General features: G+C 52.4%; 23 protein-coding genes and 2 pseudogenes. 11 read left to right on the top strand and 14 right to left on the bottom strand.

Annotated elements, in window-relative coordinates; genetic code table 11:
• The first annotated feature begins 19 nt into the window (after positions 1-19).
• Positions 20-475 (top strand): HIT family protein, encoded by a 456-nt coding sequence (locus SK33_RS03735; protein ID WP_003024529.1) that lies wholly within the window; start codon positions 20-22, stop codon positions 473-475.
• A gap of 103 nt (positions 476-578) precedes the next feature.
• Here SK33_RS03735 and SK33_RS03730 read toward each other — a convergent pair whose 3' ends face one another.
• Positions 579-2,750: a YgiQ family radical SAM protein gene (locus SK33_RS03730; RefSeq protein ID WP_003024532.1), complete on the bottom strand. Its 2,172-nt coding sequence runs from the start codon at positions 2,748-2,750 to the stop codon at positions 579-581.
• Between the two features lie 199 nt (positions 2,751-2,949).
• Here SK33_RS03730 and SK33_RS03725 point away from each other — a divergent pair, with 199 nt between their 5' ends.
• Positions 2,950-4,425, top strand: coding sequence for a TrkH family potassium uptake protein (locus tag SK33_RS03725; protein WP_032950117.1), 1,476 nt, complete (start codon positions 2,950-2,952; stop codon positions 4,423-4,425).
• 16 nt (positions 4,426-4,441) lie between these two features.
• Here SK33_RS03725 and ftsP read toward each other — a convergent pair whose 3' ends face one another.
• The 4 genes from ftsP to SK33_RS03705 form a co-directional block, all read right to left on the bottom strand.
• Positions 4,442-5,854 carry a cell division protein FtsP gene (gene ftsP, locus SK33_RS03720; RefSeq protein ID WP_003024538.1) on the bottom strand — a complete coding sequence of 471 codons (1,413 nt, stop codon included), beginning with the start codon at positions 5,852-5,854 and terminating at the stop codon, positions 4,442-4,444.
• 71 nt (positions 5,855-5,925) lie between these two features.
• Positions 5,926-6,663 carry a 1-acylglycerol-3-phosphate O-acyltransferase gene (plsC, locus tag SK33_RS03715; RefSeq protein WP_003024540.1) on the bottom strand — a complete coding sequence of 246 codons (738 nt, stop codon included), beginning with the start codon at positions 6,661-6,663 and terminating at the stop codon, positions 5,926-5,928.
• Between the two features lie 195 nt (positions 6,664-6,858).
• Positions 6,859-9,117: a DNA topoisomerase IV subunit A gene (parC, locus tag SK33_RS03710; protein WP_003024543.1), complete on the bottom strand. Its 2,259-nt coding sequence runs from the start codon at positions 9,115-9,117 to the stop codon at positions 6,859-6,861.
• 118 nt (positions 9,118-9,235) lie between these two features.
• A complete protein-coding gene (locus SK33_RS03705; protein WP_003024544.1) occupies positions 9,236-9,634 on the bottom strand; it encodes a YgiW/YdeI family stress tolerance OB fold protein in 399 nt (132 codons plus the stop codon).
• A gap of 150 nt (positions 9,635-9,784) precedes the next feature.
• Here SK33_RS03705 and qseB point away from each other — a divergent pair, with 150 nt between their 5' ends.
• The 4 genes from qseB (at position 9,785) to SK33_RS03685 (ending at position 12,826) form a co-directional block, all read left to right on the top strand.
• The gene (qseB, locus tag SK33_RS03700; protein ID WP_048218599.1) at positions 9,785-10,444 is read left to right on the top strand and encodes a quorum sensing response regulator transcription factor QseB; all 660 of its coding nucleotides are present in this window, start codon (positions 9,785-9,787) and stop codon (positions 10,442-10,444) included.
• Positions 10,441-11,790: a quorum sensing histidine kinase QseC gene (gene qseC / locus SK33_RS03695; protein WP_003846328.1), complete on the top strand. Its 1,350-nt coding sequence runs from the start codon at positions 10,441-10,443 to the stop codon at positions 11,788-11,790. Before qseB ends, qseC begins: the two co-directional genes overlap by 4 nt.
• A gap of 109 nt (positions 11,791-11,899) precedes the next feature.
• On the top strand, positions 11,900-12,481 hold the full coding sequence (locus tag SK33_RS03690) for an NAD(P)H-dependent oxidoreductase (protein ID WP_003838153.1): 582 nt from the start codon (positions 11,900-11,902) through the stop codon (positions 12,479-12,481).
• 30 nt (positions 12,482-12,511) lie between these two features.
• Positions 12,512-12,826 (top strand): putative quinol monooxygenase, encoded by a 315-nt coding sequence (locus tag SK33_RS03685; RefSeq protein ID WP_003024557.1) that lies wholly within the window; start codon positions 12,512-12,514, stop codon positions 12,824-12,826.
• Positions 12,827-12,933: 107 nt separating this feature from the next.
• Here SK33_RS03685 and parE read toward each other — a convergent pair whose 3' ends face one another.
• From parE to nudF, 5 genes are read right to left on the bottom strand one after another with little or no spacing between them, the layout of a single operon-like run.
• Positions 12,934-14,826, bottom strand: coding sequence for a DNA topoisomerase IV subunit B (gene parE, locus SK33_RS03680; protein WP_003024571.1), 1,893 nt, complete (start codon positions 14,824-14,826; stop codon positions 12,934-12,936).
• A 28-nt stretch (positions 14,827-14,854) separates the two neighbouring features.
• Positions 14,855-15,436 (bottom strand): esterase YqiA, encoded by a 582-nt coding sequence (yqiA, locus tag SK33_RS03675; RefSeq protein WP_003024575.1) that lies wholly within the window; start codon positions 15,434-15,436, stop codon positions 14,855-14,857.
• Complete coding sequence (gene cpdA / locus SK33_RS03670; protein WP_048218601.1) at positions 15,436-16,263, bottom strand: 3',5'-cyclic-AMP phosphodiesterase; 828 nt, start codon at positions 16,261-16,263, stop codon at positions 15,436-15,438. The genes yqiA and cpdA overlap by 1 nt, the downstream gene beginning before the upstream one ends.
• 24 nt (positions 16,264-16,287) lie before the next feature.
• On the bottom strand, positions 16,288-16,710 hold the full coding sequence (locus SK33_RS03665; RefSeq protein ID WP_003024582.1) for a DUF1249 family protein: 423 nt from the start codon (positions 16,708-16,710) through the stop codon (positions 16,288-16,290).
• Positions 16,707-17,339 (bottom strand): ADP-ribose diphosphatase, encoded by a 633-nt coding sequence (gene nudF, locus SK33_RS03660; RefSeq protein ID WP_003024585.1) that lies wholly within the window; start codon positions 17,337-17,339, stop codon positions 16,707-16,709. The genes SK33_RS03665 and nudF overlap by 4 nt, the downstream gene beginning before the upstream one ends.
• A gap of 205 nt (positions 17,340-17,544) precedes the next feature.
• Between nudF and tolC the strand changes: the two genes are divergently transcribed.
• The 3 genes from tolC (at position 17,545) to SK33_RS03645 (ending at position 21,030) form a co-directional block, all read left to right on the top strand.
• A complete protein-coding gene (gene tolC / locus SK33_RS03655; RefSeq protein ID WP_048218603.1) occupies positions 17,545-19,029 on the top strand; it encodes an outer membrane channel protein TolC in 1,485 nt (494 codons plus the stop codon).
• Between the two features lie 157 nt (positions 19,030-19,186).
• Complete coding sequence (locus SK33_RS03650) at positions 19,187-19,864, top strand: DUF1190 family protein (RefSeq protein ID WP_003024591.1); 678 nt, start codon at positions 19,187-19,189, stop codon at positions 19,862-19,864.
• A gap of 5 nt (positions 19,865-19,869) precedes the next feature.
• Entirely contained in the window at positions 19,870-21,030 is a 1,161-nt protein-coding gene (locus SK33_RS03645) for a glutathionylspermidine synthase family protein (RefSeq protein ID WP_003024594.1), read from the top strand.
• 85 nt (positions 21,031-21,115) lie between these two features.
• Here SK33_RS03645 and ygiD read toward each other — a convergent pair whose 3' ends face one another.
• On the bottom strand, positions 21,116-21,904 hold the full coding sequence (ygiD, locus tag SK33_RS03640) for a 4,5-DOPA dioxygenase extradiol (protein ID WP_003024597.1): 789 nt from the start codon (positions 21,902-21,904) through the stop codon (positions 21,116-21,118).
• A 147-nt stretch (positions 21,905-22,051) separates the two neighbouring features.
• On the opposite strand from ygiD, the gene zupT reads away from it, so the two are divergent.
• Together zupT and SK33_RS03630 are read left to right on the top strand one after the other, a co-directional pair.
• Positions 22,052-22,825 carry a zinc transporter ZupT gene (zupT, locus tag SK33_RS03635; RefSeq protein WP_048218605.1) on the top strand — a complete coding sequence of 258 codons (774 nt, stop codon included), beginning with the start codon at positions 22,052-22,054 and terminating at the stop codon, positions 22,823-22,825.
• 640 nt (positions 22,826-23,465) lie between these two features.
• Positions 23,466-24,404, top strand: a pseudogene (locus tag SK33_RS03630) (aryl-sulfate sulfotransferase); the annotation flags it as partial.
• Here the strand turns inward: SK33_RS03630 and tnpA (SK33_RS03625) are convergent.
• The 3 genes and pseudogenes from tnpA (SK33_RS03625) to ribB all read right to left on the bottom strand — a co-directional run.
• Positions 24,404-24,712, bottom strand: a pseudogene (tnpA, locus tag SK33_RS03625) (IS200/IS605 family transposase); the annotation flags it as partial. The pseudogenes SK33_RS03630 and tnpA (SK33_RS03625) overlap by 1 nt on opposite strands.
• 195 nt (positions 24,713-24,907) lie before the next feature.
• Positions 24,908-25,342 carry an IS200/IS605 family transposase gene (gene tnpA, locus SK33_RS03620; protein WP_041162689.1) on the bottom strand — a complete coding sequence of 145 codons (435 nt, stop codon included), beginning with the start codon at positions 25,340-25,342 and terminating at the stop codon, positions 24,908-24,910.
• Between the two features lie 191 nt (positions 25,343-25,533).
• Positions 25,534-26,187, bottom strand: coding sequence for a 3,4-dihydroxy-2-butanone-4-phosphate synthase (gene ribB / locus SK33_RS03615; RefSeq protein WP_040233959.1), 654 nt, complete (start codon positions 26,185-26,187; stop codon positions 25,534-25,536).
• Positions 26,188-26,232 lie beyond the last annotated feature (45 nt).

Below are 26,232 nucleotides of genomic sequence, written 5' to 3'. Positions count from 1 at the left end.
TTACCTGCGGAGAAAAGGAATGACCTGTATTTTCTGTCAAATTGTTGAAGGTAAAGCCCCCTGCCATAAGGTCTGGGAAGACGAGCACCATCTGGCTTTTCTGTCGATTTTCCCGAACACCGACGGTTTTACCGTGGTGATCCCGAAAAAGCATTACCCCAGCTATGCCTTCGATATGCCGCCGCAGGCGTTGGCTGACCTGATGATGGCAACCCAAAAAGTGGCTAAGAAACTGGATAAGGCTTTCCCGGATGTCAGTCGTACGGGGATGTTCTTCGAAGGTTTCGGCGTAGACCATGTGCACAGCAAATTAAGCCCCATGCACGGCACTGGCGATCTAACTCACTGGAAACCGATTGAGTCGCGGCAGACCAAATTTTTCGAGCAATATGAAGGGTATCTGTCATCACACGATCATGAACGGGCGGATGATGCAAAACTGGCCGCATTAGCGGCCAGAATTCGTGAGGCATAAATACTGAGCACTTCTGCCGGATGGCGGTGCAAGCACCTTATCCGGCCTACAAAACTGTGCTGCTCGTAGGCCTGATAAGCATTTCACCACCGGGCAAAGTAAATTAACGTCCCGCTACTTTCCCGCGTTTTTTGTTTGCGGCAGGGGTCTGGCGCTGGTGCGCCACCGGGGTGTGCTTGGTCAACGCCGGGCGGGTATGACGGTTCTGGCGACGTGCTTCGCGCATCTCTTCCAGCGTAGGCGCCGGAACCAGACATTCACGACGACCGCCGATCAGATGCTTTTTACCCATGTCTTCCAGCGCCTGGCGGATTAACGGCCAGTTAGCTGGATCGTGGTAACGCAACAGGGCTTTATGCAAACGGCGCTGCTTATCACCTTTCGGCACCACCACGTCTTCACTCTTATAACCAATTTTACCCAGCGGGTTTTTCCCGGTGTAATACATGGTTGTGGAGTTCGCCAGCGGCGATGGATAAAAGTTCTGCACCTGATCCAGACGGAAACGACGTTGTTTCAGCCACAGCGCCAGATTCACCATATCCTCGTCACGCGTACCCGGGTGCGCGGAGATGAAGTACGGGATCAGGTACTGCTCTTTACCCGCCTGTTTAGAGTAGGTATCGAACAACTCCTTAAAGCGATCGTAGCTGCCCATCCCCGGCTTCATCATCTTCGACAGCGGGCCTTCTTCAGTATGCTCTGGCGCAATCTTCAGATAGCCGCCAACGTGGTGGGTCGCCAGCTCTTTGATATAGCGCGGATCTTCAACCGCGATGTCATAGCGCACACCGGAAGCAATGAGGATCTTTTTAATGCCTTTCAAATCACGCGCCCGGCGATAAAGATTAATCGTCGGTTCGTGATTGGTGTCCATATGCGGACAGATATCCGGATAGACGCATGACAGACGACGGCAGGTCTGCTCCGCACGCGGTGACTTACAGCGCAGCATATACATGTTCGCCGTTGGGCCGCCGAGGTCGGAAATCACGCCGGTAAAACCTGGAACGGTGTCGCGAATGGCTTCGATTTCATTGATGATCGAATCTTCAGAGCGGCTCTGGATGATGCGGCCTTCGTGCTCGGTGATCGAACAGAACGAACAGCCGCCAAAGCAGCCACGCATAATGTTGATCGAGAAACGGATCATCTCATAGGCCGGAATGCGGCTGTCGCCATACGCCGGATGCGGCACGCGCTTGTACGGCAGCGCAAAGACGCTATCCATCTCTTCGGTAGAGAGCGGAATGGCTGGCGGGTTAATCCAGATGTAGCGATCGCCGTGCTTTTGCATCAGCGCACGCGCGCAGCCCGGGTTGGTTTCGTGGTGCAGGATACGCGACGCATGCGCATACAGCACTTTATCGCCCTTCACTTTTTCAAAGGATGGCAGCAGCACGTAGGTTTTTTCCCACGGTTTCGGACGCGGCGGCTGTACGGTTACCGCTTTCGCTTCCTGCTTTTTCGGTGCGACCGGTTTGTTGTCAGCACACGGCAGATCTTCGCCGTACGGATGCGGGATTGGATCAATCTTGCCCGGCGTGTCGAGACGCGTGGAATCCACGCCACTCCAGCCCGGCAGCGCTTCTTTAACCATAATCGCGGTGTTACGCACGTCGCGGATCTGATCGATGGTTTCGCCCATCGCCAGACGATGCGCCACTTCCACCAGCGGACGTTCGCCGTTGCCGAACATCAGCATGTCGGCTTTGGAATCCACCAGAACAGAGCGACGAACGGTATCAGACCAGTAGTCATAGTGCGCGGTACGGCGCAGGCTGGCCTCAATGCCGCCGAGAATAACCGGCACATCTTTCCATGCTTCTTTACAACGCTGGGTATAGACCAGCGTGGCGCGGTCCGGGCGTTTACCTGCTACGTTGTCTGGTGTGTAGGCATCGTCATGGCGCAGTCGGCGATCTGCGGTGTAACGGTTGATCATCGAGTCCATGTTGCCTGCGGTCACACCAAAGAACAGGTTCGGTTTACCCAAACGCATAAAATCGTCTTTGTTGTTCCACTCCGGCTGGGCGATAATCCCTACACGAAAGCCCTGCGCTTCCAGCATACGGCCGCATATTGCCATGCCAAAGCTGGGATGATCGACGTATGCATCGCCGGTAACCAGAATGATGTCGCAGCTATCCCAGCCAAGTTGGTCCATTTCGTCGCGTGACATCGGCAAAAACGGTGCCGGGCCAAAACAGGCAGCCCAGTACTGCGGCCAGGAGAAAAGGTCTCTGTCCGGCTGGATCAGGGATATTGCGCTCATAATGCTTCCAAAAATGGTAAAAAAATAATCAAAGGCCGGGGATTATACGCTGTATGTCGACAAGAAATGAAGTGGAGTCTGAACCAGGGCAGTAGAAAGTTATATAAATTGTTAAATTTTACGACGCTCATTTTTATCAATCATAATTAACACCATGCCGGCCAGCTGAGATAACTCTTTTTCGGCGGGGGATTTTTCATTGCGACTCAACGATTCACTGCATATTTCCCAGTTACGGGTTGTTGTTCACCTGTGTGGGTTTCTGGTTCTTCTCTACAGCTTTTCTATGCTGCCACCGATGACCATCGCTTTGTTAAACAAAGAGCGGAGTTTGTTCGCTTTTTTCAGCACATTTATGACTTTCTTCACCCTCGGCGGCGGGGCGTGGCTAGCAACCAAACATGCGGGTATTCAACTGCGAACACGGGATGGTTTCGTTATTATCGTCCTGTTCTGGCTGTTGTTTTCGTTTATCAGCGCGATGCCGATGTGGATGGACGATGGCTTAAACCTCTCCTTTGCGGATGCCCTGTTTGAAGGGGTTTCCGGGATTACCACCACGGGCGCAACGGTAATTGGCGACGTCAGCGCCATGCCGAAGTCGTATCTCTACTATCGGGCTCAGCTCAATTTTATTGGTGGCCTGGGTGTTATTGTCCTCGCCGTGGCGGTATTACCGCTTTTGGGTATCGGCGGCATGAAGCTGTATCAGTCTGAAATGCCGGGCCCCTTTAAAGAAGAACGCCTCACGCCAAGACTTGCTGATACTGCACGTACGCTGTGGCTGACCTATGTCATTCTGGGTCTTATCTGTACCCTGGCCTACTGGGCTGCCGGGATGTCGTTCTTCGATGCCTTATGCCACGGGCTGTCGACGGTTTCTCTCGGCGGATTTTCCACTCGCAGTGAAAGCATCGGCTTCTATAACAGCCATGCGATCGAGCTGGTCGCTGGGGTGTTTTCTCTGCTGTCTGCGTTTAACTTCACCCTCTGGTACGTGGCTATCGTGAAACGTACCTTCAAACCCTTTCGTCGTAATGCCGAACTGCGTTTCTTTATGCTTATTGCGTTGGTTGTCACTCTGATCGCCACCTGGCAAGTTTGGCGGGCAGGCATGTACGGATTAACGGACAGCCTGGTGCATGCTTTTTTTCTGGCCAGTTCGATGCTGACAGATAATGGCCTGTCGACGGCGGATTACGCGCAGTGGCCTTCGCACACGATCTTCATGCTGCTCAGCGCCAGTTTCTTCGGCGGTTGTGTGGGATCGACCTGCGGGGGGATTAAGGTGCTGCGTTTTTTGATTATGTTCAAGCAGTGCCGTCAGGAGTTACACCAGCTCGCGCATCCCCGTGCCCTGCTGAACATTAAAGTGGGCAATAGCGTGGTAAGCGACCGGGTGGTGCGTTCGGTATGGAGCTTTTTCTTTCTCTACGTTTTGTTCACCAGCTTTTTTATCTGGGCGCTCAATCTGATGGGCTACGATCTCTTCTCCTCTTTTGCCACCGTCGCCGCCTGCATCAACAATATGGGGCTAGGATTTGGCGTCACCGCCACGACATTTGGCACCTTAAATGAGGAAGCAAAGCTACTGATGTGCGCGGCCATGATCATGGGGCGTCTGGAGATTTACCCCATTCTGATCCTGTTCTCGCGCATGTTCTGGCGGGCATAACGGAAATCCCGGCGCATTACGGCGCCGGGTTCACCAACATCTGTCCGATTGAGCCGCGATCTGCCATTTCCAGCGTCTGGCTATTAAAGTAGAACGGGAAATGGGCCCAGGAAGGCTGTCCGTAATAAACCAGTAATTCAACCTGGCCGTCAACCCAGACGGTATCTTTCCAGCCTCTGTCTTCCGGGAACGGCATCGCGCCATTCACATTACGGATCAGGAACGAGACGCCTTCAATATGGAAGGACTGGGGCATATCCGCCCGCACCGTCCAGCGCTCCCAGGAGCCCTGCTGAGCGGTAATATCCATACGATTGACGTCCCACAGCTGACCGTTGATGCCAGGGTCATCGTCCAGGCTGATATCACGGCTGCGAATCGGCGAACCGCTGAGGATTTCCGTTGGCAGCAGGCGCATTGGCAGGCTGTCAGTCACCAGCGGCAGAAGCCCCGTTGGACGCAGAGTCAGCACCAGCGTGGAGATGAGAATACTGGAAGGCTCAAAGAACCCGCGGATCCTGTCGACAATACTGGCTGCCTCGCCACAGGTGATAGAGACCTCATTACCGTTCGTCATATCCACCAGGATCTCACGACGCTCGCCAGGCGCCAGCGAGAGCTGCTTCACCGAAACGGGTGCAGGTAAAAAACCCTGATCGCTGGAAATCACATGCAGTGCACGGCCATCGCTCATTTGCAGCTGGTAACGACGCGAGTTTGAAGCGTTCAGTAAACGCAAGCGCACCCAGCCGCGGGAGACTTCGACATACGGGCTTTGCGCCCCATTGACCAGCAGCGTATCACCGACAAAGCCACCGCTGCCGGGCTCGCTGTATTCCGGAGTGCCAAAGTTGTCCAGCCGCTTGTCCTGGATAATGACCGGAAAATCATCCACGCCATAGTGGTTGGGAATAGACAGTGATTTACTCACTTCATCTTCAACCAGCCACATCCCGGCAAGGCCGTTATAGACCTGCTGAGCAGTACGATTTGGCGTATTGGCGTGATACCACAACGTGGCGGCATTCTGGCGAATCGGTAGCACCGGCGCCCAGTCAGCATTCGGGGACATCATGCGCGCCGGGCCGCCCATCAGCGGGCCTGGTACCTGTAACCCGGCGACGGTCATCGAGACATTCTCAGTCAGACGGTTGCTGTAGATAAGCTTGACGTCATCCCCTTTCCAGACGCGAATTGTCGGTCCCAGGTAGCGGCCGTTAATTCCCCAGACAGGTGCGCGCGTGCCTTGTGTAAAGGACCAGTGCGCACGTTGCAGCGTCATAAATAGCGGCTGCCCCCGGCGGGATTCCAGCAGCGGAGGCACAGGTAACGGTTGTTGCTGACCGGCAGCATTAGCCTTCAGCGGAACAGCACCTGCACACAGTGCGATCCCCGATGCCTGAATGAACTGACGCCGACTGAATGACATATAAACTCCATAAAAAACTGGCTATTAACACGCAGGAAGTCATTTCCTGTAAAAAACCCGAATTGCGCGGATTAAACCTTACCGGCGGCTTCCCGCTCAGCAACTTCTTTATCGAGCTCTGCGATTTTTTGTTCCATCAGCGTGCGGCAATGTGCTGCCAGTTCACGAACCTGATCTTTGCCAAAGTGGCTAATATCCACCGGCGGCAACATCTCGACAATCGCCAGACCATTATTGAGTCTGTTTAATTTTATCTTGTTCGAGGTTGTGGAAACGCATACCGGAATGACCGGGACACCAGCAGCAATCGCAGCATGGAACGCGCCGGTTTTAAACGGGAGCAGACCGCGACCGCGGCTACGCGTTCCTTCCGGGAACATCCAGATAGAAATGCGGCGTTTTTTGAAATGATTCACCACGGCAGCAATGGTGCTGTGTGCTTTTGCGCGGTTATTTCTGTCAATCAGCAGGTTACCGGTTAACCAGTACAGCTGCCCGAAGAAAGGGATCCACAGCAGGCTTTTTTTACCCACCGTCACCGTCGGCGGTTGAACGATATTCGCAGCAGTAACCATGTCATAGTTGTTCTGATGGTTACAAATATAGATAGCATTACCATAGTTCTGCGCGTCTGCCGGCATGCGGCACTCGACCTTCAGACCATAAAGGGGAGCCAGGCGGCCAAACATATGACCGAACGTTGCAACGTGTTTTGGATTTCGCGGGCTGAACAGACAGTATATGCAACCGAAAATACAGACCAGAACGCAGTAAATAACAGTAATAATTAAACGAAAAATATATAGCATAACAACCTCTAAGGCCTAAGAGCCTGGCATTTTACGTCACCTGATTCATCACGCGGTATCAGGTTAGGGCTTTGTTAAGGGCGGCTCTCTGGAAAAGCGTATTGTTAATCGCAACGCACGAATAAACAACGGTTTCACGGGAATTTTTAACGTTGGCTCTCCCTGGACTTTAACAGGGAGAGCCGGACGGTAGCGTTATTCTTCGCTGTCGCCGTGACTGGCGCGTCGAGGCGAGTCAATCTCAATGCTGTCGATACGCTGCAGACCACGCATTAGCGTGCCGCGACGGCCGCGCTCGCCGGTCACTTTCTGCAACTCTTCGGGACGCAGTTTGATTTTGCGCTTACCGACGTGGATAGTCAGTGTGCTCTGCGGCGGCAGCACGTAAAGTTGCGCCAGACCATCCTCGCCTTTCGCCGCTTCCGCTGAAGGGATATTAATGATCTTGTTCCCTTTGCCTTTCGACAACTGCGGTAAATCGCTCACCGGGAACATCAACATGCGACCAGCCTGAGTAATCGCCAGCAGCATATCGGTTTCATCTTCAATCACCACCGGCTGCATGACGCGCGCATTCTCTGGCAGCGTAATCAATGCCTTACCTGCACGGTTACGTGCAACCAGGTCATTGAAGGTGCAGACAAAACCGTAGCCCGCATCCGATGCCATCAGCAGTTTCTGATCATCGCCTTCCATCAGCATGTGCTCAACCGTCGCGCCCGGCGGCAGAGTGAGCTTCCCGGTCAGCGGTTCACCCTGACCGCGCGCCGACGGCAGCGTAATCGGATCGATGGCATAGCTGCGGCCGGTCGAGTCCACGAACACCACCGGCTGATTGCTCTTACCCTTCACTGCCGACTTAAAGCTGTCGCCCGCTTTATAGCTTAATCCCGGCGCATCGATGTCGTGGCCTTTCGCGCTACGCACCCAGCCGCTCTGGGACAGCACAATGGTCACCGGCTCAGACGGCAGCATGTCGTGCTCGCTCATCGCCTTCGCTTCTTCGCGCTCCTGCAGCGGAGAACGACGATCGTCGCCATAGGCCTCAGCGTCAGCCTGCAGCTCTTTCTTCAGCAGGTTATTCATTTTACGTTCAGAAGCCAGAATGGCCTGCAACTGATCGCGCTCTTTCGCCAGTTCATCCTGCTCGCCGCGGATTTTCATCTCTTCGAGTTTGGCAAGATGGCGCAATTTCAGCTCAAGGATGGCTTCAGCCTGGGTTTCAGAAATACCAAACCGCGACATCAGCTCTGGCTTAGGTTCATCTTCATGACGAATAATTTCGATTACTTCGTCAATATTGAGGAACGCCACCAGTAAGCCTTCAAGGATGTGCAGGCGCTTGAGCACTTTTTCCAGACGATAATTCAGGCGGCGGCGCACGGTATCGCGGCGGAACGCCAGCCATTCGGTGAGGATCTCCAGCAGGTTTTTCACCGCCGGACGACCATCAAGACCGATCATGTTCAGGTTTATGCGGTAACTTTTTTCCAGATCGGTGGTGGCAAACAGGTGGTTCATCACCTGCTCCATATCCACGCGATTGGAGCGCGGGACAATCACCAGACGGGTCGGGTTTTCGTGATCCGATTCGTCGCGCAGGTCGTCTACCATCGGCAGCTTTTTATTGCGCATTTGAGCAGCGATCTGCTCCAGCACTTTTGCCCCGGAAACCTGATGTGGCAGCGCGGAAATCACCACCGCGCCGTCTTCTTTCGTCCATACCGCACGCATACGTACGGAGCCGCGTCCGTTTTCGTAAATCTTACGAATCTCCGCGCGCGAGGTAATGATCTCCGCTTCGGTCGGGTAATCCGGCCCCTGCACGATATCCAGCAACTGATCCAGCGTCGTTTTCGGCTGCTCAATCAGAGTAATCGCTGCTTTTGCCACTTCACGCAGGTTGTGCGGCGGAATGTCCGTTGCCATACCAACGGCAATACCGGTCGTACCGTTGAGCAGAATATTTGGCAGACGCGCAGGCAGCATCTTCGGCTCCTGCATGGTGCCGTCAAAGTTCGGCACCCAGTCCGACGTGCCCTGACCGAGTTCACCCAGCAGGACTTCCGCATATTTAGACAGGCGGGATTCGGTATAACGCATCGCCGCGAAGGATTTCGGATCGTCCGGCGCCCCCCAGTTCCCCTGCCCGTCAACCAACGGATAACGGTAAGAGAACGGCTGCGCCATCAGCACCATCGCTTCATAGCAGGCGCTGTCGCCGTGCGGATGGTATTTACCCAGCACGTCACCGACGGTACGGGCGGATTTTTTAAATTTGGCGCTGGCATTCAGCCCCAGTTCGGACATCGCGTACACGATGCGACGCTGAACGGGTTTCAAACCATCGCCAATAAACGGCAACGCCCTATCCATGATGACGTACATGGAATAGTTCAGATAGGCGTTTTCCGTGAATTCATGCAGCGCCAGGCGCTCTGCCATATCGCTCATTAATCGTGGTTCCTCAACTTTGTACCCCTCTATTGAAGGGCAATATTGCCGCAGATACTACCCTATCTGGCGTGTTGAGTCACAAAGAAAAGGGCCGCGGACGCGGCCCTGATGGGGATTACTTAGCAACTTTGGTAATCTGTTTCACGTCGATTTCAACGGAGTTCCAGTCTTTATCCACTTCACCCTGGATTTCAACCACATCCTGCGGTGTGACGGTTACGCCGTTCCAGCGCTTGTGGTCGATATCCACATTCACCGTGCCGGTCGCATCTTTAAACACATACAGGTCGTCGGAAATACGCTCAACGATGTTCCCGCGCAGGGTAACCCAGGTGTCATCACGCAGTGATTTGGCGCTTTCTACTGTCGTGCTGCTACCGTTCGGGCCGACAAATCCGCCGTTTTGGCTCTGCGTAGTGGTTGTCGTTGGCCCAGAGAAGCCGCCCTGCTGAGCTGCCAGAACAGGTGCGGAACACAGTGCCATTACGGCAACCATTGCAGCTAATTTTTTCATCGTCATGTCTCCCTTTCATGTTGGTTTACGACTATTAAATAAGTTAATCCTTAACAAGTTCTTAAGGCAAAAAAAGATACTTTTTTTACTGTACAGAGACTGTAGCCACAGGTTTACTGACTGCAAATGAGTTATCGCAGGGAAGAACATATGCGTATTTTACTGATCGAAGATGACACGTTGATTGGCGATGGCCTGAAAACAGGTTTGAGTAAAATGGGTTTCAGCATTGACTGGTTTACCGAAGGTCTCCAGGGCAAAGAAGCACTCTACAGCGCACCTTATGATGCGGTAATCCTCGACCTGACACTGCCAGGCATAGACGGACGGGACATTTTGCGCGAATGGCGAGCTAACGGGAAGCAGGAGCCGGTACTGATTCTGACCGCTCGCGACGCGCTGGCGGAACGCGTTGAAGGCCTGCGCCTGGGCGCAGATGACTATCTGTGTAAACCCTTTGCGCTGATCGAAGTTGCTGCCAGACTGGAGGCGCTGGTGCGTCGTGCCAGCGGCCAGGCCAGCAACACATTGCGCCATGGCCAGGTAACGCTCGATCCTGGCGCATTGGTCGCCACGGCGGCGGGTGAACCTTTGTCACTCAAACCTAAAGAGTTCGCACTGCTGGAACTGTTGATGCGCAACAAAGGTCGCGTCCTGCCCCGCAAACTGATTGAAGAAAAACTGTATACCTGGGACGAAAATGTCTCCAGCAATGCGGTTGAGGTCCACGTTCATCACTTACGCCGTAAGCTCGGCAGCGACTTTATCCGTACCGTGCATGGCATTGGCTACACCCTGGGTGACGCATGAAACTCACACAACGCCTCAGCCTGCGCGTCAGGCTAACGCTTATTTTTCTGATTCTGGCATCAGCCACCTGGGCCGTATCCAGTTTTGTGGCCTGGAGGCAGACTACCGATAATGTCGATGAGCTGTTTGATACCCAGCTGATGCTGTTCGCCAAGCGGCTTAGCACGCTGGATATCAGCGATGTCACCACCTCAAGCAATATGGCCCGCACGCCAAAGAAACTAAAGCATGGCCATATTGATGACGACGCACTGGCGTTTGCCATCTACTCCACCGACGGCAAAATGGTGCTACACGATGGCGATAATGGCCAGGATATTCCCTACAGCTACAGCCGGGAAGGGTTTAGCGACGGCCAACTCAGGGGCGACAGCGATTCCTGGCGCTTCCTGTGGCTGAATTCCGCTGATGGGAAATATCGCATTGTGGTGGGCCAGGAGTGGGAATATCGGGAGGATATGGCGCTGTCGATCCTTACTGCACAATTAACCCCATGGCTGGTTGCGCTGCCGCTGATGTTGCTGATCCTGGTGGTCATGCTGAGTCGCGAACTCAGGCCGCTAAAAAAACTGGCGCAAGCTCTGCGCTGGCGCGCCCCGGAATCAGAAGAGCCGCTCGACTCGAAAGGTGTGCCAAGCGAAGTGCGCCCGCTGGTTGAATCGCTAAATCAGCTGTTTACCCGCATCCACTCAATGATGGTGCGTGAACGCCGCTTCACTTCTGATGCCGCCCATGAGCTGCGCAGTCCGTTGACCGCGCTGAAGGTGCAAACCGAAGTGGTGCAACTGTCAGACGACGACCCGCAAACGCGGGAAAAAGCGCTGGCGCAGCTACATGCGGGAATTGAACGCGCCACCCGACTGGTCGATCAGCTCCTGACGCTTTCGCGCCTCGACTCCCTCGATAATCTTCAGGATGTGGCGGAAATTTCATTGGAGGAGCTACTGCAATCCGCGGTGATGGATATCTACCACCCGGCCCAGCAGGCGCACATTGACGTACGTTTGCAAATTAACGCACACAATATTATGCGCACAGGACAGCCGCTGTTGCTGAGCCTGATGGTACGAAATCTGCTGGATAATGCCATTCGCTACAGTCCGCAGGGGAGCATTGTGGAAGTGACGCTCAACGCCCGCAATTTCAGCGTCAAAGATAATGGTCCAGGCGTTGCGCCGGAGGTACTTACACACATCGGTGAACGTTTTTATCGTCCACCAGGACAAAGCGTGACCGGCAGCGGTCTCGGCCTGTCAATTGTCCGCCGTATCGCAACACTGCATGGAATGTCAGCCTCGTTTGGCAACGCTTCGGAAGGTGGCTTTGAAGCTAAGGTCAGTTGGTAACTGCATTATTATTGCTCAAATAGCAAAAGACTTTGCACATTTTGCTAATTTCACCGCACCGCTGGTGGGGGTAAAATCGTCCTCAAACGTATTTCCTTGAGGACACAAAATGAGCAACATTCTGATTATCAACGGGGCGAAAAAATTCGGCCATTCTAATGGCCAACTGAATGACACCCTGACCGAGGTCGCGGACGGTATCCTGCGCGACCTCGGGCATGATGTTAAAGTCGTACGCGCGGACAGCGATTATGACGTAAAAACAGAAGTGCAGAATTTCGTCTGGGCCGATGCGGTTATCTGGCAGATGCCAGGCTGGTGGATGGGCGCACCGTGGACCGTGAAAAAATACATCGATGACGTGTTTACCGAAGGTCACGGCACGCTGTACGCCAGCGATGGCCGCACACGTTCAGATGCCTCTAAAAAATATGGCTCCGGCGGGCTGATTCAGGGCAAAAAATACATGCTGTCCCTGACCTGGAACGCACCGATGGAAGCCTTCACTGAAAAAGACCAGTTCTTCCATGGCGTTGGTGTTGATGGCGTCTATCTACCGTTCCATAAAGCAAACCAGTTCCTGGGAATGGAAGCGCTGCCGACCTTTATCACCAATGACGTGATTAAAATGCCGGACGTCCCGCGTTATATCGCAGAATATCGCAAGCATCTGACCGAAATTTTTGGTTAACTGGTAACCTGGAATTAGAAGGAGTTAACCATGCTTACCGTTATTGCAGAAATCCGTACACGTCCAGGTCAACATCACCGCCAGGCGGTACTGGATCAGTTTGCTAAAATCGTTCCGACCGTACTGAAAGAAGAAGGCTGCCACGGCTATGCGCCGATGGTGGATCATGCCGCAGGTGTGAGTTTTCAGACCACAGCGCCAGATTCAATCGTGATGGTTGAGCAGTGGGAAAGCATCGCGCATCTTGAAGCGCATTTGCAGACCCCGCATATGAAAGCCTACAGCGAAGCCGTAAAAGGTGACGTGCTGGACATGAATATTCGAATTCTGGAGTCGGGTATTTAAGGTTGTCGATTTGCCGGATGACGCTTTGCTATCCGGCATATAATCGCTTCGTCAGATGAGAGCCGGATAAGGCATTTTACGCCCCTCTCCGGCTTTTCTACATGCAATTAGCCTTCAAGATCCGCCAGGTCGCCTTTCTCTTGCAACCAGTTACGACGGTCTTCAGAACGCTTCTTGGCCAGCAGCATATCCATCATTGCGTTGGTACGCTGATCGTCTTCATCATCGATAATGAGCTGCACCAGGCGACGGGTGTTCGGATCCAGCGTGGTTTCACGAAGCTGCATCGGGTTCATTTCACCCAGTCCTTTAAAGCGCTGCACGTTCGGCTTACCTTTCTTGCGCTTTAACTGCTCCAGTACGCCCGCTTTCTCTTCTTCCGTCAGCGCGTAATACACCTCTTTACCGAGGTCGATACGGTATAACGGCGGCAGCGCCACGTACACGTGACCGTGTTTCACCAACGTGCGGAAGTGCTTCACAAACAGTGCGCACAGCAGCGTGGCGATGTGCAGACCATCGGAGTCCGCATCCGCCAGGATACAGATCTTACCGTAACGCAACTGGCTCAGATCGTCGCTGTCCGGATCGATGCCGATCGCCACCGAAATATCGTGCACTTCCTGCGAAGCCAGAACTTCATCGGAAGAGACTTCCCAGGTATTAAGGATCTTACCTTTGAGTGGCATGATCGCCTGATATTCACGATCGCGCGCCTGTTTGGCGGAACCGCCTGCGGAGTCACCTTCGACGAGAAACAATTCGGTGCGATTAAGATCCTGTGCGGTACAGTCCGCCAGTTTACCCGGCAGCGCCGGACCACTGGTCAGCTTTTTACGCACCACTTTTTTCGCCGCGCGCAGACGACGCTGGGCGCTGGAAATCGCCATCTCAGCCAGCAGTTCGGCGGACTGTACGTTCTGGTTCAGCCACAGGCTGAAGGCATCTTTCACCACGCCAGAAACAAACGCCGCACACTGACGCGAAGAGAGGCGTTCTTTGGTTTGTCCGGCAAACTGCGGATCCTGCATTTTTACCGACAGCACGTAAGCACAGCGATCCCAGATATCTTCCGCCGACAGCTTCACGCCACGCGGCAAAATATTGCGGTATTCGCAGAACTCGCGCATCGCATCCAGCAGACCCTGACGCAGACCGTTGACGTGCGTCCCGCCCTGCATAGTTGGGATCAGGTTCACATAGCTTTCGGTCAGCAGCTCACCGCCTTCCGGCAGCCAGAGCAGCGCCCAGTCCACTGTCTCCGTCTCACCGCTGAAATTACCGATAAACGGTTTTTCCGGCAGAGTCGGTAGGCCATTCACCGCTTCGCTCAGATAGTCATTCAGACCATCCTGGTAGCACCAGCGCTGTTCGCTGTTGTTGACCTCATCCTTGAAGGTGATCTCAACGCCCGGGCACAGTACCGCTTTGGCTTTCAGTACGTGCGTTAAGCGCGAAACAGAAAAACGCGGGCTGTCAAAGAAGCTTTCATCCGGCCAGAAGTGCACGCTGGTCCCGGTGTTGCGTTTGCCGCAGGTACCGACAACCTGTAAATCCTGCACTTTATCGCCATTCTCAAACGCGATGTTGTATACCTGCCCATCGCGGCGTACGTTCACTTCCACACGTTTGGACAGGGCGTTAACAACGGAGATCCCCACACCGTGCAGACCACCGGAGAATTGATAGTTCTTGTTGGAGAACTTGCCGCCCGCGTGCAGACGACAGAGGATCAGCTCAACCGCCGGAACGCCCTCTTCAGGGTGAATGTCTACTGGCATGCCGCGTCCGTCATCAATGACTTCCAGAGACTGGTCGGCATGTAAGATCACGTCCACGCGTTTCGCGTGGCCCGCCAGTGCTTCATCCACACTGTTATCAATCACTTCCTGTCCAAGATGGTTCGGACGGGTCGTATCGGTGTACATCCCAGGGCGACGGCGTACCGGCTCAAGCCCAGTGAGTACCTCAATGGCATCAGCGTTATAAGTTTGCGTCATGGTTTAAATAAGCAATTCGAATTGATCGTCAGAAACTGTGCAGTCCAAGGAAATCGACAATCGGGTTGAAATAATCTTCGAAGCCCGTGAATGCGTGGTTTCCGCCCTCAATAACTGTCTGACGGCAGGAGGCGTAATACGCCACCGCCTGGCGGTAGTCCAACACTTCATCGCCCGTTTGTTGGAGCAGCCAGATCAAATCCGGCGCTTCCAGCGGGTCAATCTGCATGACTTTAAGATCGTAAATATGGCGTGACTCTAGCACATATTGCTGCCCCGTGTAGGGGTTCTCGTTTTGACCGAGATAGTCGACCAGCAGTTCATAAGGCCGTACAGCAGGGTTCACCACCACTGCCGGCAGCATAAAACATTGCGACAGCCAGGTGGCGTAATAACCACCTAATGAGGAGCCGACAATCCCCAGCGACTCTCCGCCATGTTCAAGAATGATCGATTCCAGCATCTCTGCAGCCTGGGCCGGATACGGCGGCAACTGCGGTACGATCATCTCAACGTGCGGATGGTGCTCCGCCAACCAGTTTTTCAGCAAACACGCCTTCGCCGAACGAGGAGAGCTATTAAATCCGTGAAGATAGAGAAGCGTAGACATCAGTAGCCTTCTGAAGCGGTATCAGGGTGGAACCGATTACCCTGCAGACGACTTACCTGAGTCTGCAACGTCCCGTCAGCAAAAAGCTCCAGCGTCCGCCAGCCGGGGCTGATGGTATCCAATGTGAAGTTGGAACAGTGCGGCTTAAACTGCACGCAGGTCGACGGCGTCGCCAGCAGACGGCGTCCGTTCCAGTCCAGATCCAGTTCCTGATGAATATGCCCGCACAGCAGATACTTCACGCGTGAATAGTTCACCAGCACGTTATCCAGCTCAGCGGCATTGCGCAGGCTATGCTGATCGAGCCAGCTACAGCCCGCAGGCAGAGGATGATGATGCAGAAGCAGCAAGGTATTACGCTCTGGTGCATCAGCAAGTTTACGCTCCAGCCATTCGAGCTGGAATTCACTTAATTCACCGTGGGGAACGCCGAACACCTGGCTGTCGAGCAGCAAAATTTGCCACTGTTCGCCGATGAAAACACGCTTGGCAGGGGAAATTCCCGCATCCTGCAGCGCGCTGTACATTGCCGGCTGAAAATCGTGATTGCCCGGTAGCCAAACGCAGGGCGCACGAAAGCTTGCGATGCCCTCAGCAAAATGCTGATAGGCCGCAGCGGATTGATCCTGCGCCAAATCACCCGTCGCGACGATCAGATCGTACTCAGGCGACTCTGCATGTATGGCATCCAGTACGGATTGATAACTGTCCCAGGTATTCACACCCAGCAGCGTTTCATGCTTTTCGGCAAACAGGTGAGTGTCTGTAATTTGTAAGATCCTGACTCTGGCCTCACCAGCCAAAGGAAGGGTTAACAGGCTTTCCAAATGGTGTCCTTAGGTTTCACGACGCTAATAAACCGGAATCGCCATCGCTCCATGTGCTAAACAGTACCGTAGCCAGTCGGCCAGAAACTGATTAATTTGATGCTTTTCGTCGCGTTGATGCAACTTTTTATTTGGATAATCATACCGCGCTTTGAAGCGAAAGATCTGCTGACTTGAACACACTTCAGCCACCCTCGCGTCATGATACAGGCGCACGGTCAATGACGGCAGGCTCCAGTATGTGACGGCCGGCGCCGTTTGTTCGATCGCGACAAGCGTAGTGTATCGGGTCGATTCAACGATCGTTAACCGATATTGTGCGTTTGCTACCTGATAGCTCACTGTTTCACCGGCTGCATCATTACGTGGCAGCAGGCGGCGCAATTGCGAATAGTTGGTTTCGCACAGGCGCATCATTTCAGGGAAGTCAGGTGTGTAACGCTTCATTTTTTCCACTCAGTTTTTAACTCTTGATAGTGCAGCTGTAACCATTGCAAGGCGATGACAGAAGCCGCGTTGTCGATTTTCCCCTCTTCTACCCATTGATAAGCCTGCTCCCGGCTCACCACATGAACACGAATATCTTCGTTTTCATCAGCCAGACCATGAATTCCGCTCGCGGTCGTAGCGTCCACTTCGCCAACTAAAATAGACAGGCGCTCACTGGTGCCGCCAGGGCTTGCCAGATAGCTCAGAACGGGTTTCGTACGTTTAACGTCCAGTCCGGCTTCTTCCATCGCTTCACGACGGGCCACATCTTCAACAGTTTCGCCCTCTTCGATCATTCCGGCTACCATTTCCAGTAGCCACGGGCTTTCGCTGGTATCAAACGCCGCGATACGGATCTGCTCGACCAGTACAACTTCGTCCCGCTCAGGGTCAAAGGGTAGCAAGACTGCCGCGTGTCCGCGCTCAAAAATTTCGCGCTTTACCTCACCGCTCATACCACCGTTAAACAAGCGATGGCGGAACCGATAAAGATCCAGTGAAAAAAAACCGCGGTATAGCGTTTCTCGTGCAATAATTTCTACATCATTTTTAGTGAAAGTCATTGGCAAGTTGTCTGGTTTACGCATTGTGCTGTCCTGAAACCAATAGTGATTAAAATGTGAATTTCAAGGTCGTTTGACTGATGTTTGAACGCCCTTGTGTTAAATTGATGCAAATTAACGCCGTATGGCACGTAACGCCAACTTTTTGCAGTGGCGGATTCTGCTAGAATCAGCAAATATTTTTACAATTTGATCAGCGCTAAATACTGCTTCACAACAAGGAATGCAAATGAAGAAATTGCTCCCCATCCTTATCGGCCTGAGCCTGTCGGGGTTCAGTACTTTGAGCCAGGCAGAAAACCTGATGCAGGTTTATCAGCAAGCACGCCTGAGCAACCCGGAATTGCGTAAATCCGCCGCCGATCGCGATGCTGCATTCGAAAAAATTAACGAAGCGCGTAGTCCATTACTGCCGCAACTGGGTTTAGGTGCCGATTACACCTACAGCAATGGCTACCGTGATGCAAACGGCGTCAACTCCAACGCCACCAGCGCGTCATTACAATTGACTCAGACGCTGTTCGACATGTCTAAATGGCGTGCCCTGACGCTGCAAGAAAAATCAGCGGGCATCCAGGACGTAACGTATCAGACCGATCAGCAAACGCTGATCCTGAATACCGCTACGGCCTATTTTAACGTACTGAACGCGATTGATGTGCTGTCTTACACCCAGGCACAGAAAGATGCGGTTTATCGTCAGTTAGATCAGACCACTCAGCGTTTTAACGTTGGTCTGGTCGCCATCACTGACGTGCAGAACGCCCGTTCACAATACGACACCGTGCTGGCGAACGAAGTGACCGCGCGTAACAATCTGGATAACGCGGTAGAACAGCTGCGTCAGGTGACCGGTAACTATTACCCGGAACTGGCTTCGCTGAACGTTGATGGTTTCAAAACCAACAAACCGCAGGCGGTGAATGCGCTACTGAAAGAAGCGGAAAACCGCAACCTGACTTTATTGCAGGCGCGTTTAAGCCAGGATCTGGCGCGTGAGCAGATTCGTCAGGCACAGGACGGTCATCTGCCAACGCTGGACCTGACCGCATCTACAGGCGTGTCTGACACCTCCTACAGCGGGTCGAAAACTCATGGTGGTACTACGGGTAATCAGTATGACGACAGCAACATGGGCCAGAACAAAATCGGTCTGAGCTTCTCGCTGCCGCTGTACCAGGGCGGGATGGTTAACTCACAGGTGAAACAAGCGCAGTACAACTTTGTTGGCGCGAGTGAACAACTGGAAAGCGCACACCGTAGCGTGGTGCAGACCGTTCGTTCTTCATTCAACAACATTAATGCTTCTATTAGTAGCATTAACGCGTACAAACAAGCGGTTGTCTCTGCTCAAAGCTCATTGGATGCGATGGAAGCCGGTTATTCCGTAGGTACACGTACCATTGTGGATGTGTTGGATGCCACCACCACGCTATACAATGCCAAGCAGCAACTGGCAAATGCGCGTTATACCTATCTTATCAATCAGTTAAACGTCAAATCTGCGCTCGGCACGCTGAACGAGCAGGATTTGGTGGCACTGAACAATACGCTGGGTAAACCGGTATCCACAACACCGGATACCGTAGCGCCGCAAAATCCACAACAAGATGCCGCAGTGAATGACTTTAACGGCACTGGCAATTTGCCTACGGCTCAGCCGACAGCAGCACGTTCAACCAGCAGCAACGGCAACAACCCGTTCCGTAACTGATGCTGATGACGGGGCTTCGGCCCCGTCTGAACGTAAGACAACGTAAAGATCCGCCCCTTCCTGCGCATTCTCGCCTCTTCCCGCTTCAATTTCGACCAGTCATCCTCTATCCTGAGCATTATTTACTGTGTTTACCACTGGGTCCTGGAAGACAAAAATGAAACGGACAAAATCGATACATCACGCCTCGTTCCGCAAAAGCTGGAGCGCGCGCCATCTGACTCCTGTCGCCCTGGCAGTTACCGCAGTTTTTATGCTCGCGGGCTGTGAAAAGAGTGACGAAACGGTTTCGCTTTATCAGAACGCTGACGATTGCTCTGCAGCAAATCCGGGTAAAAGCGCCGAATGTACTACCGCGTTTAACAACGCGCTGAAAGAAGCTGAACGTACCGCGCCAAAATACGCCACTCGTGAAGACTGTATCGCTGAATTCGGCGAAGGCCAGTGCCAGCAGGCTCCTGCGCAAGCAGGTATGGCGCCGACCGGTGAAGGTCAGGCTCAGGCGCAGAATCAAAGCAGCGGCAGCTTCTGGATGCCACTGATGGCAGGCTACATGATGGGCCGACTGATGGGTGGCGGAATGGGCGCTCAGCAACCGCTGTTTAGCTCGAAAAACCCGGCCAGCCCGGCTTACGGCAAATACACAGATGCCAGCGGTAAAAACTACGGCGCAGCAACGCCGGGTCGCACCATGACCGTACCGAAAACCGCTATGGCACCGAAACCAGCCACCACCTCTACCGTAACCCGCGGCGGATTTGGTGAGTCTGTGGCCAAACAGAGCACCATGCAGCGTAGCGCAAGCGGCACCACCACACGTTCAATGGGTGGCTGATCGTCATGGAAAGAGTCAGTATTGTTGAGCGCCCGGACTGGCGCGATAAAGCCACCGAATACGGTTTTAATTTTCACACTATGTACGGCGAGCCGTACTGGTGTGAAGACGCGTACTACAAACTCACCCTTGCTCAGGTTGAAAAGCTGGAAGAGGTCACCGCAGAGCTACATCAAATGTGCCTCAAAGTGGTGGAAAAGGTCATTGCCAGCGATGAGCTGATGACCAAGTTTCGCATTCCGAAGCATACCTGGGGTTTTGTCCGCCAGTCCTGGCTGACACAGCAACCGTCGCTCTATTCACGTCTCGATCTGGCGTGGGATGGAACCGGTGAACCCAAACTGCTGGAAAACAACGCTGATACGCCAACCTCGCTGTACGAAGCCGCGTTTTTCCAGTGGATCTGGCTGGAAGATCAGCTCAATGCGGGCAACCTGCCGGAAGGCAGCGATCAGTTCAACAGTCTGCAGGAAAAGCTGATCGAGCGTTTCACCGAGCTGCGTGAACAGTATGGTTTTCAACTGCTACATCTGACCTGCTGTCGTGATACGGTGGAAGATCGCGGTACGATCCAGTATCTGCAGGATTGCGCGGCCGAAGCAGAGATCGCTACAGAATTCCTCTATGTAGAAGATATTGGTCTTGGTGAAAAAGGCCAATTCACCGATATGCAGGATCAGGTGATCGCTAACCTGTTCAAGCTCTATCCGTGGGAATTCATGCTGCGTGAAATGTTCTCCACCAAGCTGGAAGACGCTGGAGTTCGCTGGCTGGAACCCGCCTGGAAGAGCATTATTTCCAACAAAGCACTGTTACCTCTGTTATGGGAAATGTTCCCGAATCATCCGAACCTTCTGCCAGCATATTTCGCCGAAGACGACTACCCGCAGATGGATAAATTCGTTGTCAAACCGATCTTCTCGCGCGAGGGAGCTAACGTCTCCATCATTGAGAACGGTAAAACGATCGAATCCGTGGAAGGACCGTACGGTGAAGAAGGTATGATCGTGCAGCAGTTCCATCAGCTACCGAAGTTTGGCGACAGCTATATGCTGATTGGCAGCTGGCTGATCAACGATCAACCCGCAGGGATCGGCATTCGTGAAGACCGTGCGTTGATCACGCAGGATCTGTCACGTTTCTATCCGCATATTTTTGTCGAATGATTGAGAGTGCCGGGTGGCGGCTCCTCCTTACCCGGCCTACGGCATGAACTTAATGCCCGATAAGCGTAGCGCCATCGGGCGTTCATCACCCAACCTGCACCGACAACATACTTAAACTTCCCATCTCGATACCATCTACAGGGATCGTAACAGACTCTTTACCATCCCATGCCCCGAGAACATACAGCAGCGGCAGATAGTGATCTGGCGTCGGGTTCGACAACGATCCACCTTCATGATCGAGATAGTTCACCAGCGGGTGCTGCTCAGCCGGTCCCTGCCAGGTCAGGTTAGCCTTAACATAATCATTGAATGAGGTTGCCCACGGATATGGCGTGTTCTCACCGTGCCAACGCGCAGTACGCAGGTTATGCACCACGTTACCACTGGCCACCAGCATAATACCCTCATCACGCAGTGCCGCCAGCTTGCGGCCCATCTCAAAATGCCAGGCCGCCGGTTTTGTACTATCGATGCTTAACTGCACCATCGGGATGTCGGCATTCGGGTACATCTTGATCAGTACGCCCCAGGAACCGTGGTCAAAACCCCACGCCTCTTTGTCTAACGCGACGGGTACAGGAGCAAGTAAATCAACCAGGTGCTGCGCCAGTTCAGGCGAACCGGGCGCTGGGTAATGGGTGTCATACAGCGCTTGCGGAAAACCGCCGAAATCGTGGATCGTTTTAGGCGCTTCCATCGCTGTCACACCCGTTCCACGGGTGAACCAGTGCGCCGAGACCACCACAATGGCTTTCGGACGCGGCAACGTTTCCCCCAGTTGCTGCCAGGCACGGGTATAAACGTTATCTTCCAGAACATTCATCGGGCTACCGTGGCCCAAAAACAATGCTGGCATACGAGTTGAAGACATGATGATATCCTTACTGAGGGAGTCATTTTGATACCATTACAATACGCTTATTCGGTTGATGAAGAACTCAGATAACCATGATGAAGATCATCAGTTATTTTGACGATCCAGTCCGGAAAGCAGATTGATAAGGAGTTTTATTTGTCGATGTCAGTACCTTTACTTCTGACTTTACTGGCAGGTGCCGCCACGTTTATCGGCGCATTTCTCGGCGTGTTAGGGCAAAAGCCTTCCAACCGCGTTCTCGCCTTTTCTTTAGGCTTCGCTGCCGGGATTATGCTACTGATCTCTCTAATGGAAATGCTACCTGCTGCGCTGGCCGCTGAAGGCATGTCGCCAGTTCTGGGCTACGGAATGTTTATCGTCGGCTTGCTGGGCTACTTTGGCCTGGACCGTCTATTGCCGCACGCGCACCCTCAGGATCTGGTACAAAAAACAACGCAGCCTCTACCCGGATCCATTAAACGCACCGCGATTTTATTAACCCTCGGCATCAGCCTGCACAATTTTCCGGAAGGGATTGCGACGTTTGTTACCGCCAGCAGCAACCTCGAGCTGGGCTTTGGTATTGCGCTTGCCGTCGCATTACACAATATTCCTGAAGGATTAGCCGTTGCAGGTCCGGTCTATGCAGCAACGGGCTCCAAACGTACGGCGATATTCTGGGCCGGGATCTCGGGCATGGCGGAAATACTGGGCGGCGTACTGGCGTGGTTAATTCTGGGGAGTCTCATCTCGCCTGTGGTGATGGCGGCAATAATGGCGGCAGTCGCGGGTATTATGGTGGCGCTGTCAGTCGATGAATTGATGCCACTGGCAAAAGAGATCGACCCAAATAATAATCCCAGCTATGGGGTCGTGTGCGGAATGTCGGTGATGGGGTTAAGTCTCGTCATCCTCCAGTCCATGGGAATCGGATAATCCAGAGGGCGGATGCCACCCTGCTATTTTACAGCATCCGCTCATCCATAGCAGAACGTGAAGGACTATTTCTGTTCCTTAATCACGCTGTTATCTTCACCAGAACGTCGGAAGAGTTTGTTTCGCGCCTCAAGCAATGCGTCTCTGTCTTGTCGGAATGCCCGACAATAACGCTTCATATGGCAATAATAACCCAATGCAACGAGTGCAATTAATACGATCCAATACCAGGCAATAAACATTCTTTTACCCTTAACATTTAACATCATTAAACATTTAACGTTAAAATTTTACATAAACTTATTCTGACATACCCCTATAGTGGCATATTTCAGAAACAAATATATGATTTCGATCATATAAACCAGCAGCTATGCCAATAGCTAAAACAGTTATAAAAAAATAAAACTCTGTCGACGAGATCACACTAAGCAATAATAAACATTGTTCTTAAAATACCTCACTCATACTATCCAGAAAACAATAAAAATTAGATTTTGTAGAATAATACACTTCATAAATATTTATATACCCACAATAAAAGTGACATCAGTAGTACCATTTTCATTTTTAGCCATGTCGTAAAAACATAATATATTCAGTGAAATTATATTTAAAGTTAATATAAGGAGATATATCCATGTTTAGACAATACCGAAAAACACTTCTCGCTGGCACACTCGCACTGACGTTTGGATTAACCGCTGGAAATTCGTTTGCCGCAGGTTTTCAACCCGCTCAACCTGCGGGAAAACTGGGGGCAATAGTAGTTGACCCATACGGAAACGCCCCGCTTACCGCACTGGTTGAATTAGATAGTCACGTTATTTCAGATGTTAAAGTCACCGTTCATGGCAAAGGCGAGAAAGGAGTTCCTGTTACTTATACAGTTGGCAAAGAGTCGTTAGCAACCTATGACGGCGTGCCTATTTTTGGTCTTTATCAAAAGTTTGCTAATAAGGTCACCGTTGAATATAAAGAAAATGGCAAAGCCATGAAGGATGATTATGTGGTGCAAACGTCCGCCATCGTTAATCACTACATGGATAACCGTTCTATTTCCGATTTACAGCAAACGAAAGTTATTAAGGTAGCGCCTGGTTTTGAAGACCGCCTCTATCTAGTGAATACCCATACTTTCACCCCACAGGGGGCAGAATTCCACTGGCATGGTGAAAAAGACAAAAATGCCGGCATCCTGGATGCAGGTCCAGCCGGTGGCGCATTACCTTTTGATATCGCACCCTTTACCTTTGTCGTCGATACGGAAGGTGAATATCGTTGGTGGCTGGATCAAGATACCTTTTACGATGGCCATGACATGGATATCAACAAGCGCGGCTACCTGATGGGTATTCGTGAAACACCGCGCGGCACCTTCACAGCCGTTCAGGGTCAGCATTGGTACGAATTTGATATGATGGGGCAGATTCTGGCCGATCATAAGCTACCGCGCGGCTTCCTCGACGCGTCGCATGAATCGATCGAAACAATCAACGACACCGTGTTGCTTCGCGTGGGCAAACGCGATTATCGCAAAGAAGATGGCATCCATGTGCAAACCATCCGCGATCAGATGTTTCCCCAGAGCTTCTTCCTGATGTGTGGAAAACGATTGTAGAGCCTGATGGCACTGCGACCTTTCAAATGGCCCATTAGCGTTGATATTGAGATTTTAGGTGGGACGATGACGACTAGATGTACATGATCTGGCTGGACATTTAACTCCAGAACTTCACAATCCTTGATTCCGCAGAGAATGTAGATTGTCCTGTAAAGCTCCTTGCCCAGCTTGTCTTTGAGGATCCTGAATCGATATTTTGGTGTCCAGACTATGTGGTATTTGCAACGCCAATATACATGTGATGAACTCCTGTAAAGCCCCATGTTGGTTTGTCTCCTTTTACTTGTGGTGAGTAAGCAGAGATATTCCGGCATGGGCATTCTTCAGGCTATAGCCTTACAGGATCAATCACCACCTCCCTAGGAGGTGGTTTAGGGGTGACAGTAAAAGACCACCTTCTTAGAAGGTGGCTTTTGAAAATGCCCCCTGTAAGGGGGGCTACTTTCACCTTTCGCTTACTACTCTAGCAATTCCATCTGTTGTTCATGTGTTTGTTCCGTTTTCTCCTGATGCCGCACATATCTTCTGATAATTTCCTCGTTCACTCCTACCGTATCTACAAAGTAACCACGCGACCAAAAATGGTTTCCCCAGAGCTTCTTCCTGATGTGTGGAAAACGATTGTAGAGCCTGATGGCACTGCGACCTTTCAAATGGCCCATTAGCGTTGATATTGAGATTTTAGGTGGGACGATGACGACTAGATGTACATGATCTGGCTGGACATTTAACTCCAGAACTTCACAATCCTTGATTCCGCAGAGAATGTAGATTGTCCTGTAAAGCTCCTTGCCCAGCTTGTCTTTGAGGATCCTGAATCGATATTTTGGTGTCCAGACTATGTGGTATTTGCAACGCCAATATACATGTGATGAACTCCTGTAAAGCCCCATGTTGGTTTGTCTCCTTTTACTTGTGGTGAGTAAGCAGAGATATTCCGGCATGGGCATTCTTCAGGCTATAGCCTTACAGGATCAATCACCACCTCCCTAGGAGGTGGTTTAGGGGTGACAATAAAAAAACCGAAGCCTGGAAGATGGCTTCGGTTTTTTATGCTTACCACAACTAACGTGGTAATAGTCTATTAGCTGGCTTTGCGCTCGTGCGCCTGACGATAAGCCACTAAATCTTCGATAGTGACTACAGCCATATTGTGCTTGCCGGCAAACTCAATGCACTGTGGCGCACGCGCCATGGTGCCATCATCATTAGTCAATTCGCACAGCACACCCGCTGGTTTAAACCCAGCCAGCGTCATCAGGTCGATGGTCGCTTCAGTATGACCACCGCGGGTCAACACACCACCAGCTTGAGCACGCAGCGGGAACACGTGCCCCGGACGGTTCAGATCGGAAGGTTTTGCGCCATCCTTAACTGCCGCGCGTACCGTAGTAACACGGTCTGCTGCGGAAACGCCGGTGGTCACGCCTTCTGCGGCTTCAATGGTCACGGTAAAACCGGTACCGTAAGCGCTGGTATTATTTTCCACCATCATTGGCAGATCGAGCTGTTTGCGTCGGTCTTCAGTGATGCACAGGCATACAATACCGCTACCGTGACGGATGGTCAGCGCCATCTGTTCAACGGTCATGGTCTCTGCCGGGAAAACCATATCGCCTTCGTTTTCACGGTCTTCGTCGTCAAGCACCATTACACCGCGTCCTTCACGCAGCGCAGACAGCGCATGTTCAACACGTTCGAAAGGCGTACCAAAAGAGGAAAGTAGCGTCTGATTCATGGTAAAAAAACCTCACTAAAATTATGGTTACCAGAATCAGGGCAG

The sequence above is a fragment of the Citrobacter sp. MGH103 genome (assembly GCF_001034475.2).
Classification (GTDB): Bacteria; Pseudomonadota; Gammaproteobacteria; order Enterobacterales; family Enterobacteriaceae; genus Citrobacter; species Citrobacter freundii.
This window is presented reverse-complemented; position numbering and strand designations above follow the sequence as displayed.